Raw genomic sequence first — 16988 nt, 5'->3', positions numbered from 1 at the left:
ACCAGGGCCGAGCGATCAGTGCTAAATGGTCCGTGCCCGACGATCCGTGCCGAAGATCCGTGCCCGGCAGTCAGTGCTCCGCCGCCGCGCTCAGCACGTAGTGCGCCAGCGCCTGGCCCAGGCAATCGTTCAGCAGCATGACCGTCTTGTCGCGCAGCTCGCGCCCGGCCCGCTCCAGGTCGACCTGCCCGCTGTTCGCCCACTCCTCGGTCAAGTCGTAGCGGTGAAACAGCGTCACCGCCGGCGTGCTGGCCATCTGTTCCAGCACCGTCTCATACGGGTCGATATCGGCGTTCGCCCGCAGGAAGCGGCTGAACTGCGGGTCGATCAGCACAAGATCGGCCCGCGCCGCGTCGGCGGCATCCGCGCCATCCTGCAGCACGCCGCGCAGAGCGTCGGGCCGAACCCCGTGTACCGCCTCCACCGTACCGGTCTGCCATAGCACCAGTTGATACTGTTTCCCCGCCAGTTCGCGCCGCAGGATCGGCAGCATCTGCTCGGCCGTCATGCTGCGCCCGCCGCGAACCGCCAGGTTGAAGTGCAGGCCCGGGCGCATCGAGCGCAACATCTCAAGCATCTGATAGGGGAACGAATGTTCAGGCGTTTGCACCTTCAACGCCGGACCGCCCGACCCGCCGCTGTCCCCGACAGTGGATCCCGATCCCAGCGCCAGGATGTTGAGACTGCCTTTCCTCAGCGCGGCCGCGACATTGTCCAACGGAGCCGACGGCACGATCAGGTCGGTCGGCATCTCGCACGCCAGACCTTCGCGGGTGGCGGGCCAGGCTGGCGTTCCAACCAACAGAGCCAGCAGAAGCCAGGCAAGCGACAGCCGTTGCATACCGTCAACCAGTATCAGGCTGCACGTCCACCGGCAATAGAGTGGCAGCCGGCGCCGGTGCAGGCGTGCTGCGCGCGGGCTGGCCGCGACCCTTGACGCGATACCATGCCGCCAGCGCGCCCATGCCGACCATGCCGAGCGCACCGAACAGATTGATCCCGACCTGCATCAGGGCTCCGTCGTTATACTCTAATCCCAGCCTAGCAATAAACCCGAATACGATACCGGAACAGAAGACCGGCAGCGAATTCTGCCCGACCAGCACCAGCGGCGCCGCCCAGCGCGACCGCAGCCACGCCTGGTCGAACCCGATCAGACGCACGCACAACCACGTCAGCGCCAGGATCGAGACCAGCCGGAACGGATACAGCCCGGTCTTGTCCTCGACCACCAAGTAGTGGAACACCCCCGACTGGGAAACCCAGTCCATCAGATGCGGGTGCGGTTCGATGACCAGCACCACCACCACCCCAAGCAGCGCGGCCGCGCCGGCGACGCTGTCGAACAGCCAGGGCCGCGCCGGCGGCCGCAACGGCGCGCACGCCAGCAAGACCCCGATGATGAACAGGAACTGCCAGGCGAACGGGTCGAAGAACCAGTTGTCGCCGGTCCAGGCGCCCAGGTTCACGCTGGTGAACCGCACCACCAGGTAGATCGCGAACGACAGCCCGAACAAGACCCGCGGCCAGCGCAGCAACCACAGAGTGGCGGCGAAAAACGCCATCAGCACCACATACAGCGGCAAGATATTCAGCAGACTCGGCTGGAACCGTAGCAGCAGCGCCTCCAGGATCGACCGGTAAGGATCGTCGCCCAGCACATCCAGCCTGGTCTCCGCCAGGTAGTTCAGCCGGTTGAGCGCGGTCGCCGAGTAGGTCACCTGCGCGGTGAACAGCACGAACAGGAAGATATGCGCGACATACAGCGTCCAGGCCCGCTTCATCACGTCGGCGGCGGTCGAGACATAGCCGTTGCGGGTGAAACCGATGCCATAGGACAGGCCGGCGCCATAGCCGGCCAGCAGCACGAACACCTCGGTCGCGTCGCACATCGCGAAGTTGCGCAGACTGAGACTGCTCAAAACATCGCCGGGGATGTGGTCGGTAAAGATCCACCACAGCGCAAGGCCACGGAAAAAGTCGACGCGGAGGTCGCGCCCCGGGGAACGCCGGATCAGATCCATGGCGGCAATGTGGTGGATGGCGCCGGAATCGGCATCGTGGCGATACGAACCGTCACATCACGTTTTTGCGGTTTGCGTTACAGCCTCTCGCCGGCGCGGTGGAACTGTTCGGCGGTTGCCAGATAGTCGTCGATCTCGCGGTCGTCCGGCGCCGCCATCACATGCCCGACGCCGGCATCGCGGTAGCGGCCCAGCACGTCGCGCATGCCCCCCACCGTCCGAGCGCCGCAACTGACCCGAAGCGAAATTGTGAAATCGGCACCCGGCCGTTCCCGCCGCAACCGCTGCACCATGCCCGCCGCCTGGTCCGGCTCGACCCGGCTGCCGTGCCAGCCATCCAGCCGCAGCGCGCGGCCGATCGCGGCGTCCGACGATCCGCCAATCCAGATCGGGATCGGCGCGATCGGCTGCGGCTGCGCCCGCATCGCCTCGATCCGAGCCGGAATCCATTTCGCCTCAAAGCTGACCGGATCCTGCGACCAGACCGCCCGCATCATCGCGATGCCCTCGTCCATGCGCCGCCCGCGTTGCTTGAACGGCACCCCCAGCGCGTCGAACTCGGCCTCCAGCCAGCCGACCCCGGCGCCCAGGATCAGCCGCCCTTGCGACAGGTTCTGCAGCGTCGCGAGTTCCTTCGCCAACGGCAACGGATGGCGCAGCGGCAGGACCAGCACCGAGGTGCCCAGACGCACCCGTCGTGTCACCGCGGCGGCCCAGGTCAGCGTCAGCACCGGATCCCAGAAGTTGGCCGACGGCGGATAGCCGGCGTCCTGCGGCACGATGATGTGCTCGCTGACCCAGACGTCGTCGAAACCGAGTTCCTCGGCCTGGATCGCGGCGCGGCGGATGCTGTCCGGGCCAGCCTTGCGCCCGATATGGGGCAGGTGAATGCCAAGCTGCATGGTGGTCGCCTCCCTCTGGTCAGCCACAACCTGACGTGTCGGTCCCCGGTCGTCCAGTTTGGCGTCGTCCAGCGGGGCATCGGGCACTCTTGCGCGTTTCGCATCGGCCGGGCCAGTTTGCGGCAACGCCAGGTTGACGAGGACCGTCCCATTCCCATCAACGAACCAGCGCGGCGCCCCCGGAAAACCGCGGCAGCAACCAGGCCGGCCGCCCGGGCAGCGTTCGCACCCTTGAAAACCGAGCGCCTGACGCTGCGTCCGCTGCGCCCGAAGGACGCCGAGGCGCTGCATCGCCTGGTCAACGACTGGGAGGTCACCCGCACCCTTGCGGAACTGCCGTATCCCTATCCGCGCTCGCTGGCCGATGACTGGATCGCCTCGACCGTCGACGACCTCGCCGCCGGCTCCGCCTACCACCTCGCCATCACCGGCAAGGAGGGCCGCAAGGAGACCATCGTCGGCGTCGTCGGCCTGCGCCTCGATGCCGCCCGCCGCTCCGGACGCCTCGGCTACTGGGTCGGGCGCGCCTACTGGAAGCACGGCGTGGCCACCGAGGCGGCCACCCGCATCACCCGCTGGGCGTTCGCCAACCTGCCGCTCGACCTGATCGTCGCCGAGGTCACCGACGGCAATGTCGGCTCGCTGAAAGTGCTGCGCCGCGCCGGCTTCCGTGAGGTCGGCACCGGCATCCGCGCGTCGCTGACCACCGGCGACGAACACACCGTCATCGCCTTCGAGGCCACCCGCGACGACATCTTCGGCCGGCCCGAGGCCCCCGAAGCCGACGCCGCCAACCCGCTGGCCAAGCCGCTGCTGCTGGTCGCCGCCTGCGCCCTGGTCGACACCGATGGCAGGGTGCTGCTGGCGCGCCGCCCCGAGGGCAAGAAGATGGCCGGCTTGTGGGAATTTCCCGGCGGCAAGCTGCACCCCGGCGAAACCCCCGAGACCGCGCTGATCCGCGAACTGCACGAGGAACTCGGCATCGACGTGACCGCCGCCTGCCTGGCACCGTTCGCCTTCGCCTCGCATGATTACGAGGGGTTTCATCTGCTGATGCCGCTGTTCCTGTGCCGGCGCTGGCGCGGCATCCCGAGCCCCAAGGAAAACCAGACGCTGACCTGGGTGCGCGCCTCCAAGCTGACCGAATACGAAATGCCGCCCGCCGACAAACCGCTGATCCCGCTGCTGCGCGACTTTTTGTAGCCCGTCGCGCACCCGATTGTCCGCCACGACATCGCGCGCCGCATCATCCGGCCGCACATCGCGCCTGGACACATCGCGCCTGGACCGTTGCCAGCCGCATCGCACCGCTCGACAATGCAGCCGCGCCGTCCGGTCATCGCTCGCCCACGACCGAACGAGCCATGCGATCATGCCCTGGGGACCCGACCATGCCCGCGAAAAACCCAACCGCCTGCCTGCTGGTGATCGGCAACGAAGTGCTGTCCGGCCGGACCCGGGACGCCAACATCCAGTTCCTCGCAACCGGATTGGGAACCCTCGGCATCCCGCTGCGTGAGGTCCGGGTGATCCCCGACGTGCCGGACACCATTATCGCCAGCGTCAACGAGGTGCGGCAAAAATTCGACTACGTGTTCACCACCGGCGGCATCGGCCCGACCCATGACGACATCACCAGCGAATGCGTCGCCGCCGCCTTCGCCGTGCCGTGGGAGCCGCACCCAGTCGCCTGGCCCCGCATGCAGGCCAGCTACAAGCCGGGTGACTTCAACGCCGCCCGCCAGCGCATGGCCACCATGCCGCGCGGCGCCGCGCTGATCGAGAACTCGATCAGCGTCGCCCCCGGCTTCCAGATGGAAAATGTCTACGTGATGGCCGGTGTGCCCCGCGTCATGCAGTCGATGTTCGAGTGGCTGGCGCCCAGGCTTCCCGGCGGCGCCAAGATCGAAATGCGCTCGGTCCACGTCATCGGCCTGCCCGAAGGCATCATCGCCGAGGGACTGAGCGCGATCCAGCAACGCTATCCCGATCTCGATATCGGCAGTTACCCGTTCTACCGCGCCAGCGGCAACGGCGTCGCCCTGGTGGCCAAAGGCCCGGACGCCGCCGAGGCCGAAAAAGCCATCGCCGAGGTAACCCAGTTGATCATCGGTTTCGGGAGGGTCGCCATCCCGGGTGAACCGCCCGAGGTGTAAGCGGCCCCCCACCGCTCGAACCCCATCTCCGCTGGCACCCCGCCACCGCTCGAACCCTGCCACCGCCCTAACCCTGCCACCTCCGCGAGCGCCACCAGGCCCGCATCTCCTTGGCCGCCAATTCCCCGACCGCCATTTCTTTGACCGCCATCCCCCTGGCCGCCATTTCCCTGGCAGCCACCTCCCCTTGCCGTCATTTCCCTGGCCGCCATCTCCACCGGCCTCGTCCCGCGTCACGGTCACCCTGTCGAGTGACCCATCCTCGCCTGAGTCTTCCATTCCCGCTATGCTGTCCACGTGGCAGACCCCGATGACCTGTTCGGCGCCCCCGACCCCGCCGCGCCGCCGCAACCCGACACCAACCGCCCGCTCGCGGACCGGCTGCGTCCCGCCACGCTGTCCGACATCGTCGGCCAGGACCACCTGCTGGGTCCCGACGGCAGCATCACCCGCATGCTGCAACGCGGCTCCCTCGCCTCGCTGATCCTGTGGGGGCCGCCCGGTGTCGGCAAGACCACCATCGCCAGGCTGCTCGCCGCCGGCGCCGGCCTGGCGTTCGTCCAGCTTTCCGCCGTGTTCTCCGGCGTCGCCGACCTCAAGCGCACCTTCGATGACGCCACCAAGCGCCGCCGGGTCGGGCAAGGCACGCTGCTGTTCGTGGACGAGATCCACCGCTTCAACCGCGCCCAGCAGGACGGTTTTCTCCCCGTGGTGGAAAACGGCACCGTCACCCTGATCGGCGCCACCACGGAAAACCCGTCCTTCGCCCTGAACGGAGCGCTGCTGTCGCGCTGCCAGGTGATGGTGCTGCGCCGGTTGGACGATGTCGCGCTGGAACGCCTGCTCGCCCGCGCCGAAGCCGAGATCGCCCGTCCCCTGCCGCTCACCCAGGATGCTCGGGGCACCCTGCGCGCCATGGCCGACGGCGACGGCCGCTACCTGCTGAACATGGCCGAGCAACTCATCGCCCTGCCGGAGCAGACCCCGCCGCTCGACACCGCCGCGCTGTCCGAACTGCTGGCCCGCCGCGCCGCGCTCTACGACAAGGACCGCGAAGAGCACTACAACCTGATCTCGGCGCTGCACAAATCGCTGCGCGGCTCCGACCCCGACGCCGCGCTGTATTGGTTCGCCCGCATGCTGAACGGCGGCGAGGACCCCCGCTACATCGCCCGCCGCCTGGTCCGCTTCGCCGCCGAGGACATCGGCATGGCCGATCCCGCCGCGCTGCCGCAGGCCCTGGCCGGATGGGAAACCTACGAACGGCTAGGCTCGCCGGAGGGCGAACTGGCGATCGCCCAGGTCGTCGTCTATCTCGGCACCGCCCCCAAATCCAACGCGGTCTACGCAGCCTTCGGCCAGGCCAGGGCGGCGGCAAAAAACACCGGCAGCCTGATGCCCCCGGCCCACATCCTGAACGCGCCGACCAAGCTGATGAAGCAGTTGGGCTACGGCGCCGGGTATGAGTATGACCATGGGGCGGAGGATGCTTTCTCCGGCCAGAACTACTTTCCCGATGGCATGGATCGGGTCGCGTTCTACCAGCCGAAGGACCGGGGCTTCGAACGCGAGATCACCCGCCGGCTGGAGTATTGGGCGGAATTGCGGGGGAGGCGGTGACGGCGTTGATGGTGGCAGGCAAGAGATACAGTTTGTTGTTGTTGGCGCAAGTCGCCTCGGCTCGTGGCCGGGGTGAACGGGCGGATCGCACGGGGCTGTTGGACAATTGGTCGAGCAGGGTTCCTGTCAAAACTTCTCACGAGGTGAGGCAAAGGTCACCGGATCGCACCTTACAGCATGGGGCTATCCGAAGCCTTTGTCCAAACCGTGTAGCGCCTAGTGCTCGCTCGTGCTAATCGGCTAGGGCAGGTGCGGGAGCCGGTGATGACGTACGATATGAACCGCTTTTCGACGCAGTCTTTCGAGCGATTCGTTCAGGCGCTAGCGGCATCTGTTCTCGGTCCCCGCCTTCAGGTCTTTGGTGCTGGCCGCGACGGCGCACGTGAGGCTACATACGAGGGACAGTGCCGAATTACAGACCGAGAATGGAACGGCTATGTCGTAATACAAGCAAAATATCACGCGGAGCAAGAAACCCCTGCCAAAAATGCAGAATGGCTAAAGAAGCAAATTTCTGATGAAATGCTGAAATATCAGGACAAACAGAAGGACCTCAGAAGGCCCGACTTCTATCTCCTAGCGTCCAACGTACGCCTCAGTGCCTCAGCAGCCGACCGAAGCGGCAGGGGGGGGGGAGGTATCGACAATGTCACGGAGCATCTCCAGACCTGGGGTAGTACGCTCGGCTTCAAAGGCGTTCATCTATGGCATGCCGATACTCTTGGTTCGTTCCTGGATGGATGCGAAGAGATTCGAACCTCATTTAGCTTTTGGGTGCAGCCAAGCGACGTGCTCGCAATGTTGCTCAGGGGCCTGGGAGATCCAAAACATGAGGATACTCTATTTCGCTTCTTGAGAAACGGCCTTCGCCAGAGCCGAGATATTAAAACGCGGGATGCGGGTCAAACCACTGGTAGAACCTTAGCATTGGACGACATTTTTATGGATCTGCCAATAAGGCAACGCAAGTTTGCCTATCACGCTGAAGTCCGAAAAGCGGGCGACATAGATCATGACGATTTCGATGCATCAACTTCGCGAGACATGGACAGTTTCGAGTTCGTTACAGATGGCCACATTACCGCTTCTAGTAGGGATCGTCCTCGCATACTTAACAGCATCATGCTGCGCGCTTCGGACAAATTTGGAACTGAACACCTTCAAGAAAGCTCTGAGTGTCCGTCCGGAAGCTTTTTGAGTCTTTAGAGTCGGTTAGCCAGGGGGGGTTGAATTCATTGAATCTTCTGTGATTCGATCGGCGGGTTCGATTCGCGAGGTGGCTGATGTGGACGACCGAGAACCGTCATCGCTACGAGCGGGACAAGCTGCGTTACCCGTGTGACCTGACCGACGAAGAATGGGCGCAGGTGAAACCGATGATCCCGCCGGCCAAGCGCGGCGGGCGGCGGCGGGAGGTTGATGTGCGGGAAGTGTTGAATGGCATCATGTATGTCCTCAGCACCGGTTGTCCGTGGCGTTACATCCCCAAGGACCTGCCGCCGCGAAGCACGCTGTATGATTACATGCAACGCTGGGACTACGATGGGACGTTGGGAAAAATCCACTACGAACTCTACCAAAGATGCCGCGCCTTGGTGGACCGCCAGGCCAGTCCGACCGCCTGCATGATCGACAGCCAGAGCGTCAAGAGCGCCGAAAAAGGGGGGCCTGCATCGATCCCAAGGGGTATGATGCGGGGAAGAAAGTCAGTGGCAAGAAGCGACATATCCTGGTCGATACCGAGGGCTTGTTGATGCACGCCGTGGTTCACCCGGCCGACCTCCAGGATCGCGATGGCGGCGTGCTGGTGTTGGCGACATTGTTCGGGCTGTTCCCGTTCCTGAAGAAGCTGTTCGCTGATGCCGGCTACCAGGGCCCGCAATTCCGCCAGCAACTGGCCAAGCTGCTGCCACGGCTCTCGGTGGAAATCGTCAAACGCTCCGATACTGCCAGCAGCTTCGAGATTTTACCCAGACGCTGGGTCGTGGAACGGACCCTTGCTTGGCTCAACCGATGCCGACGCCTGGCCAAGGATTTCGAGAACCTGAGCCGTAACGCCCTCACCTTCATCAAACTTGCTTCGATCCGACTGATGCTGAGAAAGCTAAGCAATCCGGCCTAAACTTTCCGGACAGACTCTGAGAGAAGGCGCAGCGAACCCCTACGCAACCGGATTGTCCTTCTCGGAGGCCCCGGTCAGGGAAAATCTACTGTTGGACAATATGTAGCGCAAATCTGTCGCGCACGGCTGCTAGACTCCGCGCGCACCTCACAAAGTCCAGAAACCAACTCAGCCGTCCAGGCAATCATAGCTCGCGCCGTAGCTGAAAAGATACCGATCAGTGGACCGCTTCGCTATCCCATTCACGTTGAACTACCGCGTTATGCCGACGCCCTAAGCGAATCTAGCAAGGGAAGTAGCTTGACAGTCTTAAGTTACGTGGCCAACCAGATTTCGAAGGCGGCCGACGAGGTCATCAGCGCATCTGTGCTTCGGCGTTGGCTCTCCAAGATTCCATCGATCGTCATCCTTGATGGACTTGACGAAGTTCCCCATAGCGGAAACCGCTCTGACGTTCTAGCGTCCATAAGTGAGTTGGTCGATGCACTCCACGAGATAGATGCGGATTGCCTACTCGTGGCAACGAGTCGGCCACAAGGATACGAGGACGAGTTATCATCAAAGCACTGGGCCCACTGGATATTGGAGCCACTTCGAAGCGACGAAGCAATGGAGCTTGTTGGTCGCCTCTCACCAGTTCTAGTCAGTGACGAAACTCGACGAGAAGAAATCATTGAAGTTCTTGGTCGGGCCGCCGCAGACGATGCAACGTCCCAATTAATGATAAGCCCGCTCCAGGTTACCCTCCTTTTTCAACTTGTAATGACCCACAACAATATACCGAAGGATCGTTGGACGCTTTTCCTCCGCCATTACGAAACTTTGAGAGATCGCGAGATTGCCAAGGGTGGCATCACCGGACAGGTCATCGGTCTCTACAAGTCGCAAATTGACAAGATTCATTATGATGCAGGATATCTTCTCCACTTACGTGCCGAAACGTCGGGTCGTGCCCAGTCCTTCTTCACCGTAGAGGAATTTACAGCGCTTACACGGTCTCAGTTGGAGCGGGACGGATTTGAAGATGATCTAGACGATCTAACGGCTAGGATCGTAAAAATTGCAACAGACCGTCTAGTGTTTTTAGGGTGTCGCACCGATGGCCAAGTCAGCTTCGATGTTAGGTCATTGCAGGAGTTTATGGCGGCGGCAAGACTCACAACTAGTCCCGAAATTTGCATCCAGCCTAGACTATACGAAATTGCTGGCCGAGCCCATTGGCTACACGTCTTTAAGATTGCTTGCAGCAAAATCTTTTCCTCGGCAAGTCATGAAGAACTAAGGGAAACAATTATCTCACTTTTGGACTGCCTCGATGCGGGTGATCGTGACCCGGATGATCGGCTTATTAAGAATGGAGCTTCTCTTGCGCAGCAGCTATTAACCGACGGCCTAGCGACTGCCGTGCCTGCATACCGACGTAAGCTTGTAGTGCGATCATTAAAACTTCTTTCCGGGTTTGACTATTTGGTAGCGTGGCGTCTGGCTCCCTTGGTTGAGCCGTCATTGTGGGGTGTCGTCGAACCTATTCTGGCCGAGTCAGTCAGCACGGGCAATGCTAGGACAAAACTGCAGGTGTTCCAACTGTTAGCATTTGTTTGTCGAAACTCAAATGCCACGTTGTGCGAGTGGGGCACGCGACTGTTGCTCAAGTGGTGGCCGAGTGACCCGCCGACTGTGCTCGCGATTTTCGACAACCCTGAGTTGCTCCCGGAAAACGGACCGATACTGGACCGCCTTCGGGAAGCGCAGTGGCAGCTAAAACCGGAGGTAGTCCGCGAATGGCTAGGTCAATTTGAGGATCCGGAACCTTCCTTCGAACCTCTCGTCGAGAATGCGTCTGTATATTTGCCTGCGCTAGCGAGGAGTAGAATTACGTTGACCCGCACCAACGGAAAGCCGTCAGGTATTGCGTTTACCTACCTAAGTCTTGCTGGCAAGCCGACGCTGCGCCAAGTGCCAACGCAGGCCCAGTCGGGGTGGCACGTCCTCAGTGCAGCACTAACTTTTCTGACGGCGCCCTCCGCTCTATCGCTTGGTCTGTTCCTCCGCCGTGTGGCTGAACTCGATGCTCTGGAGGATGCGAAAGAGCTGGAGCTGTGTTGGATATTAAAGGCAATGGTGCATCGCAGCAAAGATAAATCGCGGCTTATCGCGCATGCTAGCGAGGCGGAAGCTAGCATTTATGGGGACACGAAGGCTTGGGTCGAGGCGGAGCATCATTGGAGCGAAATGGGCCTGAAGCAGAACGAGCTCTCAGCAGAATATTATGATATGGACTTATCGCCGAAGGAAAGATCTATATTCACTCCTGTCATAACGGCTTCCGATCTGATACGAACTCACGAAGAACGTTTTAAACAGACGCTCACGCTAAATGAGCTTCTTTGCTTTGTAAATCGGCAGTCAAGCAGTGCAGCGGCCTGGAGAATCTTGCTGACCTACGCTTTGCGCGCGGGCGAGAAAAAGCTGGGTAGACGGTTCTGCGAGTGCATCGCCAACATCCCCCCCCGGTGACAACCGAAGATCGAGAGCTTTTGGTCAACGTGTTGATACAGTTATTGTCAACTCCCGTCCCCCATCAGGCAATCATCGCTCGCCTCCGCGAGTTGCTATCGGATGGCATTCGGATGCGCTTTGTTCGAGGTTCGGCTTTGCTGTATATAACACGGCTCTTCAACACGGACAAGTCATTACGTTTTCTTCTTATTCCTCTGGCGGCCCCAGCAGTTGGCTCGCGACAAATTCATCCTAGGTTTGTGAAAGACCGTGAACAACTTGATGATAGTGCCTTTGAAGTATTTGATGCGGACACCCCGGCAATTGCTGCCAGTGTTGCCGTTTTGCGTTTGCTGACCGGACGCGTATCCGAGGAGAAGCGTAGCGAGACGGTTGCAATGCTTTTTGCGTCTGAACAAGTTGCGCTATATGGCGTCCTCCAGCGTGGAGCGGCCGGTCGCGGGATGATGCGTGCCGAATTACAGATCGAAGTGTGTAGATCTGCCCTTATGGAATGTACTGAGCTTTATGGTTATCAGGCATTCGGAACCTTGCGTCAGCTGCTTGAGGCTAGGCGGACAACCTTGTCAGAGCCCGCAGTAGCCAAGCGTCTTAAGCTCCCATTTGCTCTTACGGTCCAACCACCAGCGTAAAAGGTTCGAGACCCTTTGGGACATGCCTTAGTCGACTAATACCAGCGGGGTCAGTCGTTACAGAGTCGGTACAAAGGCGTCGGATGGCCTGCCCTCGCAAGCAGTGTTGAGAAAACGCCTAGCCCGCGGAGCAACGCCAGATTCTCAATCGGACTCCGAAAATCCCGCCAGATCTCTCTCCGATAGCCGACCTTTTGATCACCCCAACCGGTGATGCAGTAAGCAACTACATCCCTTCATCCCCCGCTTGACCCACCACCCCCCAAACCCCAAACCCCCGCCATGCCCCCCGAAACCCGCACCGTAACCGAAGACGAAGCCGACATCCGCCTAGACCGCTGGTGCCGCCGCCACCACCCCGGCCTGCAGCAAAGCCTGATCCAGAAATGGTGCCGCACCGGCCAGATCCGCATCGACGGCACCAAAACCGACCCCGCCACCCGCCTAACCCCCGGCCAATCCATAAAACTCCCCCCCCTCGACACCCCCACCACCCCCAAACCACCCCCCCGCATCGACCCGCACGACGCCAAAGACCTCCGCCAAGCCATCATCTACCAGGACGACCAGATCATCGCCCTGAACAAACCCTACGGCCTGCCCGTCCAAGGCGGCCCCGGCATCACCCGCCACCTCGACGCCATGCTCGACGCCCTCCGCCAAAACGCCGAACACCGCCCCCGCCTGGTCCACCGCCTCGACCGAGACACCACCGGCGTCCTGCTCCTCGCCCGCACCCCCGGCACCGCCGCCAAGCTCGCCGCCCTGTTCCGCGGCCGCGACATCGAAAAAACCTACTGGGCCGTCGTCGCCGGCCGCCCCGTCCCCATCGAGGGCCGCATCGACCTCCCCCTCAAACGCACGGGGGGCGCCCGAGGCGAACGCACCGCCCCCGCCGACCGCGACGACCCCGACGCCGCCCGCGCCATCACCGACTACCTCACCCTCGACCACGCCGCCCGCAAACTCGCCTGGCTCGAACTCAAACCCCAAACCGGCCGCACCCACCAACTCCGCGTCCACTGCGTCGCCATAAAAGCCCCCATCCTGGGCGACGAAAAATACGAACAACCCGACCAGAACATGGCCTTCGCAGCCCTGATCGAGGGCCTCTCCAGCGACCTCCACCTCCACGCCAGAAGACTGACACTGCCCCACCCCGCCGGCGGCACCCTCACCTTGGAAGCCGACCTGCCGCCCCATATGAGGGCCACCTTCAAGACGCTGGGCTTCCACAGCCCCCCGGCCCAGCCACCCCGGAGACGATGACCATGCCCCGACCCCTCCGCATCACGCTGATCGCCCTAGCCGCGGTCATCGTCCTAGCGGTCGGCGCCGGAGCGGTGTTCATCAGCCGCTTCGACCCCAACAGCCTCAAGCCGCGCATCGCCGAAGCCGTCAAGCGCGCCACCGGCCGAGACCTGGCCCTCAACGGCAAGATCGGCCTGAAATTTTCCCTCACCCCGACCATCCGAGTGGACAACGTCGCCTTCGCCAACCCCCCCGGCTTCTCCCGCCCGCAGATGGCCACCCTGCAGTCGATGGAACTCGAACTCGGCCTGCTGCCGCTGCTATCGAAACGCATCGAGATCGAACGCCTGGTCCTGATCCACCCCGACATCCTGCTGGAAAAACCCCCAACCGGCCAACCCAACTGGCAACTAACCCCCGAGGTCTCCCCCACCGCCCCAGCCGGCTCACAGCAACCCACGCCAACCGCCGGCAGCGCGAAAACCGCCGTCAGCGTCAACGCAATCCGCATCCAGGACGGCACCCTGGCCTACCGAGACGACGCCACCGCCAAGACCACCACCCTGCTACTGCCCAAACTGCAGGCCACCGCCGCCTCCCCCGATTCCCCCCTACACCTGGACGCCGACGCCAGCTACGCCGGCACCCCGCTCACCCTCGCAGCCGACACCGGCAGCCTGACCCGCCTGCAACAACCCGCCGCCACCTCCCCCTGGCCGCTCAAGCTGACCCTGACCGCCGCCGGAGCCAAACTCACCGCCGACGGGTCGATCACCCAGCCGCTGCAAGGCAAGGGCTACAACCTCACCCTGAACGGCACCGTCCCCGACGCCTCGGTGCTGAAGCCCCTGCTGCAAGGCTTCTCCCCCCCGCCGCTGCACGACGTCACCTTCGCCGCCAAAGTCGCCGACTCCGGCGCCACCCTGCCCGATATCTCCTCCCTGACCCTGCATGTCGGCGCCTCCGACCTCAACGCCCAGGTCCCCGGCCTGGCCCTCGACAAACTCGACCTCGACGCCGCCCGCCTCGAGCAGCCCATGAAACTCGCCGCCACCGCCCACCTCGGCACTCAACCGGCAGCGCTCAACGCCGCGCTCGGCCCGCCCGCACAGCTGATGCCCGACGCCAAGCCCGCCCCCTTCCCAATCGACGTAAACCTGCAAGCCGCCGGAGCCACCGCCACGGCCAAAGGCACCCTCGCCGACGCCCGCACGATGTCCGGCGTGAACCTAGCCCTCGCCGCGCAAATCCCCGACCTGTCGGCCCTCTCGCCGCTCGCCCGCCGCCCGCTTCCCGCAATCAAGTCGATCGCCCTCCAAGCCAGCCTAACCGACGCCGACGGAGGCCTCCGCCAAGGCGCCGCGCTGCACGCCCTCACCCTGACCAGCGCCGACGGCGACCTCGCCGGAGACGCCACGCTCGGTCTGGCCGCCCGCCCGACACTAACCGCCGTGCTCCACTCGAACCGGATCGACCTGGACGCCATCCAGCAGGCCATCGACCAAACACCCGCCCCCACCCCGCCCCCGCCCGCACCGACCCCGCCCAACCCGGCCAAACCGCCCGCCGCCACCCAAGCGCCGGCCGCCCCGGCGCACCGCAACACACGGCTGTTCTCCGACCAGCCGATCCCGTTTGACCTGCTGCGCGCCGCCGACGCCGACCTGAAACTGAACATCGCCGACCTGCGCAGCGGCGGCGCCGACTACAAGGCAATCGACACCCACGCCGTCCTCGCCAACGGCAAGCTCGCGGTCAATCCGTTCGCCGCCGACCTGCCGGGCGGCCACCTCACCGGCAACCTCTCGGCCGACGCCACAGGGCCCGCGCCCCCGCTCCATCTGGTGCTGCACGCCCCCGGCCTGGCACTGAAAACCCTGCTCACCGCCTTCCATCAGCCGTCCTACGCCAACGGCAACGTCGAGCTTTACGCCGACCTCAGCGGAGCCGGCGCCAGCCCGCACGCCATCGCCGGCTCCCTCGACGGCTCGCTCGGTCTCGCCATGGCCTCCGGCACCATCGACAACCGCCTGCTCGGCAGCCTGCTGGGCAAGGTCATGGACTCGCTCAACGCCCTCAACCTGGTCGGCAAGGGCGGCACCAGCGAGCTCCGATGCTTCGCCCTCCGCATCGACGCCAAGCACGGCCTCGCCGCCATCAAGCCCCTGGCGCTGAGTTCCTCACTGCTCACCATGTCCGGCCTCGGCACCATCAACCTCGGCGCCGAAACCCTGGCCATGGCGCTACGGCCCCAGGCGAGGGTCGGCGGCACCGGCCTAGTCATCCCGATCGCCGTCTCCGGCCCAATCCGCGACCCCTCGGTCAAAGTCAACGACCTAGGCGCCGCCGAGGCCAACGCCGGCACCGTCGCCGGCGTCGTACTAGGCAATGCCACCCCCCTGGGCGTCGTCGGCGGTCTGCTAGGCGCCGATAAGTTGCTGGGTGGAGGCACCTCCGATATCTGCCCGGCAGCGTTGGCCGCCGCCCGCGGCCAGCCAGCCCCGCAAGCCGCCGCCGCCAAAAGCCCCCAGCCGAATGCCCTGCCCAACCCAGCCGCGGTGCTGAAAAACCTGTTTCGATAAAGGCTGACGAGTGAAGCGTTTCTGGAACACCGCCGAGGCCCACAATACCGAAACCGGCCACACCATCCTGCTCGACGGCAAGCCGATGCGCCTGCCCAACGGAGCGCCGCTGCTGGTCGCCAAGCCGCGCCTGGCCCACGCGATCGCCGCCGAATGGCAGGCCGCCGGCGGCGCAAAGGGCGGCCACATGTCGTTCAACGACACCCCACTCACCCGCCTCGCCGGCACCGCGCTGGACCGCATCGCCCCCGATCCCACCCTCACCATCGACGCCGTCGCCCGCTACGGCGAAACCGACCTGCTGTGCTACCGCGCCGAAACCCCGCAAGCCCTGGTGCAACGACAGCACGACCAATGGCACCCCTGGCTGGATTGGGCCGAACGCACCCATGGCGCCAAGCTGCGCGTGGTGACCGGCGTCGGCTACGTCAAGCAGCACCACGACAGCATCACCGCACTCCGGCTGAAAGTCGCCGCCCTCGACGTCGACGCCCTAGCCGGCCTCGGCATCGCCGTCCCCGCACTCGGCAGCCTGGTGCTCGGCCTCGCCCTGGCCGCCCGGCAACTCGACGCCGAGACCGCTCACGCGCTGGGTGCTCTGGACGAATTGTTCCAGGCGGAGCAATGGGGGGAAGACGACGAAGCCGTCACCCGCCGCGCCGCCGTGCTGGCCGACATCACGCTGGCGGCGCATTATATCGACCTGACCCGGGGGGATCAGTGAACGCCAAACGACTGGTTATCGCAGGTCATGTCCAAGGCGTCGGCTACCGCGCCTGGATGACCCACAAGGCAACCGAGCTCGGCCTGTCCGGCTGGGTCCGCAACCGTCCGGATGGAACAGTCGAGACCCTGATCTCGGGCGATACCGCCTCGGTCGAGGAAATGTCCCGCCTATGCCGCCGCGGCCCGCGCATGGCCGAGGTATCCTCGATCGACGAAGACCTGGCGGAACTGCCGGAAGAGCCCGGCTTCCACCAGAAAGGATAGCGGCCGGTAGAGCAACATCAGCCTGCCTGCAGAGTCGGGCTGATAAAGTTGCTCGCTCAAACAAAGCGCAACATCAACCTGCCTGAAAAGTCGGGCTGATAAAGTTGCTCGCTCAAACAAAGCGCAACATCAGCCTGCCTGAAAAGTCGGGCTGATAAAGTTGCTCGCTCAAATAAACCGCGCTAGCGT

Annotated in this window: 13 protein-coding genes and 1 pseudogene; 11 read left to right on the top strand and 3 right to left on the bottom strand. The window is 63.7% G+C overall.

The features are described from left to right. Nucleotides 1-70 precede the first annotated feature (70 nt). From ACQY4T_RS25040 to ACQY4T_RS25030, 3 genes are all read right to left on the bottom strand, one after another. Nucleotides 71-841: a hypothetical protein gene (locus tag ACQY4T_RS25040; protein ID WP_428536192.1), complete on the bottom strand. Its 771-nt coding sequence runs from the start codon at nucleotides 839-841 to the stop codon at nucleotides 71-73. Between the two features lie 4 nt (nucleotides 842-845). Next, the gene (locus tag ACQY4T_RS25035; protein ID WP_428536190.1) at nucleotides 846-2024 is read right to left on the bottom strand and encodes an OpgC family protein; all 1179 of its coding nucleotides are present in this window, start codon (nucleotides 2022-2024) and stop codon (nucleotides 846-848) included. 77 nt (nucleotides 2025-2101) lie between these two features. Beyond that, nucleotides 2102-2926 carry a TIGR03619 family F420-dependent LLM class oxidoreductase gene (locus ACQY4T_RS25030; protein ID WP_428536188.1) on the bottom strand — a complete coding sequence of 275 codons (825 nt, stop codon included), beginning with the start codon at nucleotides 2924-2926 and terminating at the stop codon, nucleotides 2102-2104. Nucleotides 2927-3157: 231 nt separating this feature from the next. On the opposite strand from ACQY4T_RS25030, the gene ACQY4T_RS25025 reads away from it, so the two are divergent. The 11 genes and pseudogenes from ACQY4T_RS25025 (at nucleotide 3158) to ACQY4T_RS24975 (ending at nucleotide 16799) form a co-directional block, all read left to right on the top strand. Then, a complete protein-coding gene (locus tag ACQY4T_RS25025; RefSeq protein WP_428536186.1) occupies nucleotides 3158-4129 on the top strand; it encodes a bifunctional GNAT family N-acetyltransferase/(deoxy)nucleoside triphosphate pyrophosphohydrolase in 972 nt (323 codons plus the stop codon). A gap of 188 nt (nucleotides 4130-4317) precedes the next feature. Then, entirely contained in the window at nucleotides 4318-5082 is a 765-nt protein-coding gene (locus tag ACQY4T_RS25020; RefSeq protein ID WP_428536184.1) for a competence/damage-inducible protein A, read from the top strand. Nucleotides 5083-5379: 297 nt separating this feature from the next. Next, a complete protein-coding gene (locus ACQY4T_RS25015; RefSeq protein WP_428536182.1) occupies nucleotides 5380-6702 on the top strand; it encodes a replication-associated recombination protein A in 1323 nt (440 codons plus the stop codon). 264 nt (nucleotides 6703-6966) lie between these two features. Then, complete coding sequence (locus tag ACQY4T_RS25010) at nucleotides 6967-7908, top strand: hypothetical protein (RefSeq protein WP_428536180.1); 942 nt, start codon at nucleotides 6967-6969, stop codon at nucleotides 7906-7908. A gap of 77 nt (nucleotides 7909-7985) precedes the next feature. Further along, nucleotides 7986-8824: pseudogene (locus ACQY4T_RS25005) on the top strand (IS5 family transposase). Between the two features lie 300 nt (nucleotides 8825-9124). Beyond that, a complete protein-coding gene (locus tag ACQY4T_RS25000) occupies nucleotides 9125-11341 on the top strand; it encodes an NACHT domain-containing protein (RefSeq protein ID WP_428536178.1) in 2217 nt (738 codons plus the stop codon). Next, nucleotides 11338-11976, top strand: coding sequence for a hypothetical protein (locus ACQY4T_RS24995; protein ID WP_428536176.1), 639 nt, complete (start codon nucleotides 11338-11340; stop codon nucleotides 11974-11976). The genes ACQY4T_RS25000 and ACQY4T_RS24995 overlap by 4 nt, the downstream gene beginning before the upstream one ends. A gap of 282 nt (nucleotides 11977-12258) precedes the next feature. After that, complete coding sequence (locus tag ACQY4T_RS24990) at nucleotides 12259-13245, top strand: RluA family pseudouridine synthase (protein WP_428536174.1); 987 nt, start codon at nucleotides 12259-12261, stop codon at nucleotides 13243-13245. A 2-nt stretch (nucleotides 13246-13247) separates the two neighbouring features. Further along, nucleotides 13248-15809 carry an AsmA family protein gene (locus ACQY4T_RS24985; RefSeq protein ID WP_428536172.1) on the top strand — a complete coding sequence of 854 codons (2562 nt, stop codon included), beginning with the start codon at nucleotides 13248-13250 and terminating at the stop codon, nucleotides 15807-15809. 10 nt (nucleotides 15810-15819) lie between these two features. Then, entirely contained in the window at nucleotides 15820-16533 is a 714-nt protein-coding gene (locus ACQY4T_RS24980; RefSeq protein ID WP_428536170.1) for an ATP12 family chaperone protein, read from the top strand. Continuing rightward, nucleotides 16530-16799: an acylphosphatase gene (locus ACQY4T_RS24975; RefSeq protein WP_428536168.1), complete on the top strand. Its 270-nt coding sequence runs from the start codon at nucleotides 16530-16532 to the stop codon at nucleotides 16797-16799. Before ACQY4T_RS24980 ends, ACQY4T_RS24975 begins: the two co-directional genes overlap by 4 nt. Nucleotides 16800-16988 lie beyond the last annotated feature (189 nt).

Origin of the sequence: Rhodopila sp. (assembly GCF_965277825.1) — a bacterium.
Classification (GTDB): domain Bacteria; phylum Pseudomonadota; class Alphaproteobacteria; order Acetobacterales; family Acetobacteraceae; genus Rhodopila.
The sequence above is the reverse complement of the archived record's forward strand: the minus strand, read 5'-3'. Positions and strand labels throughout refer to the sequence as shown.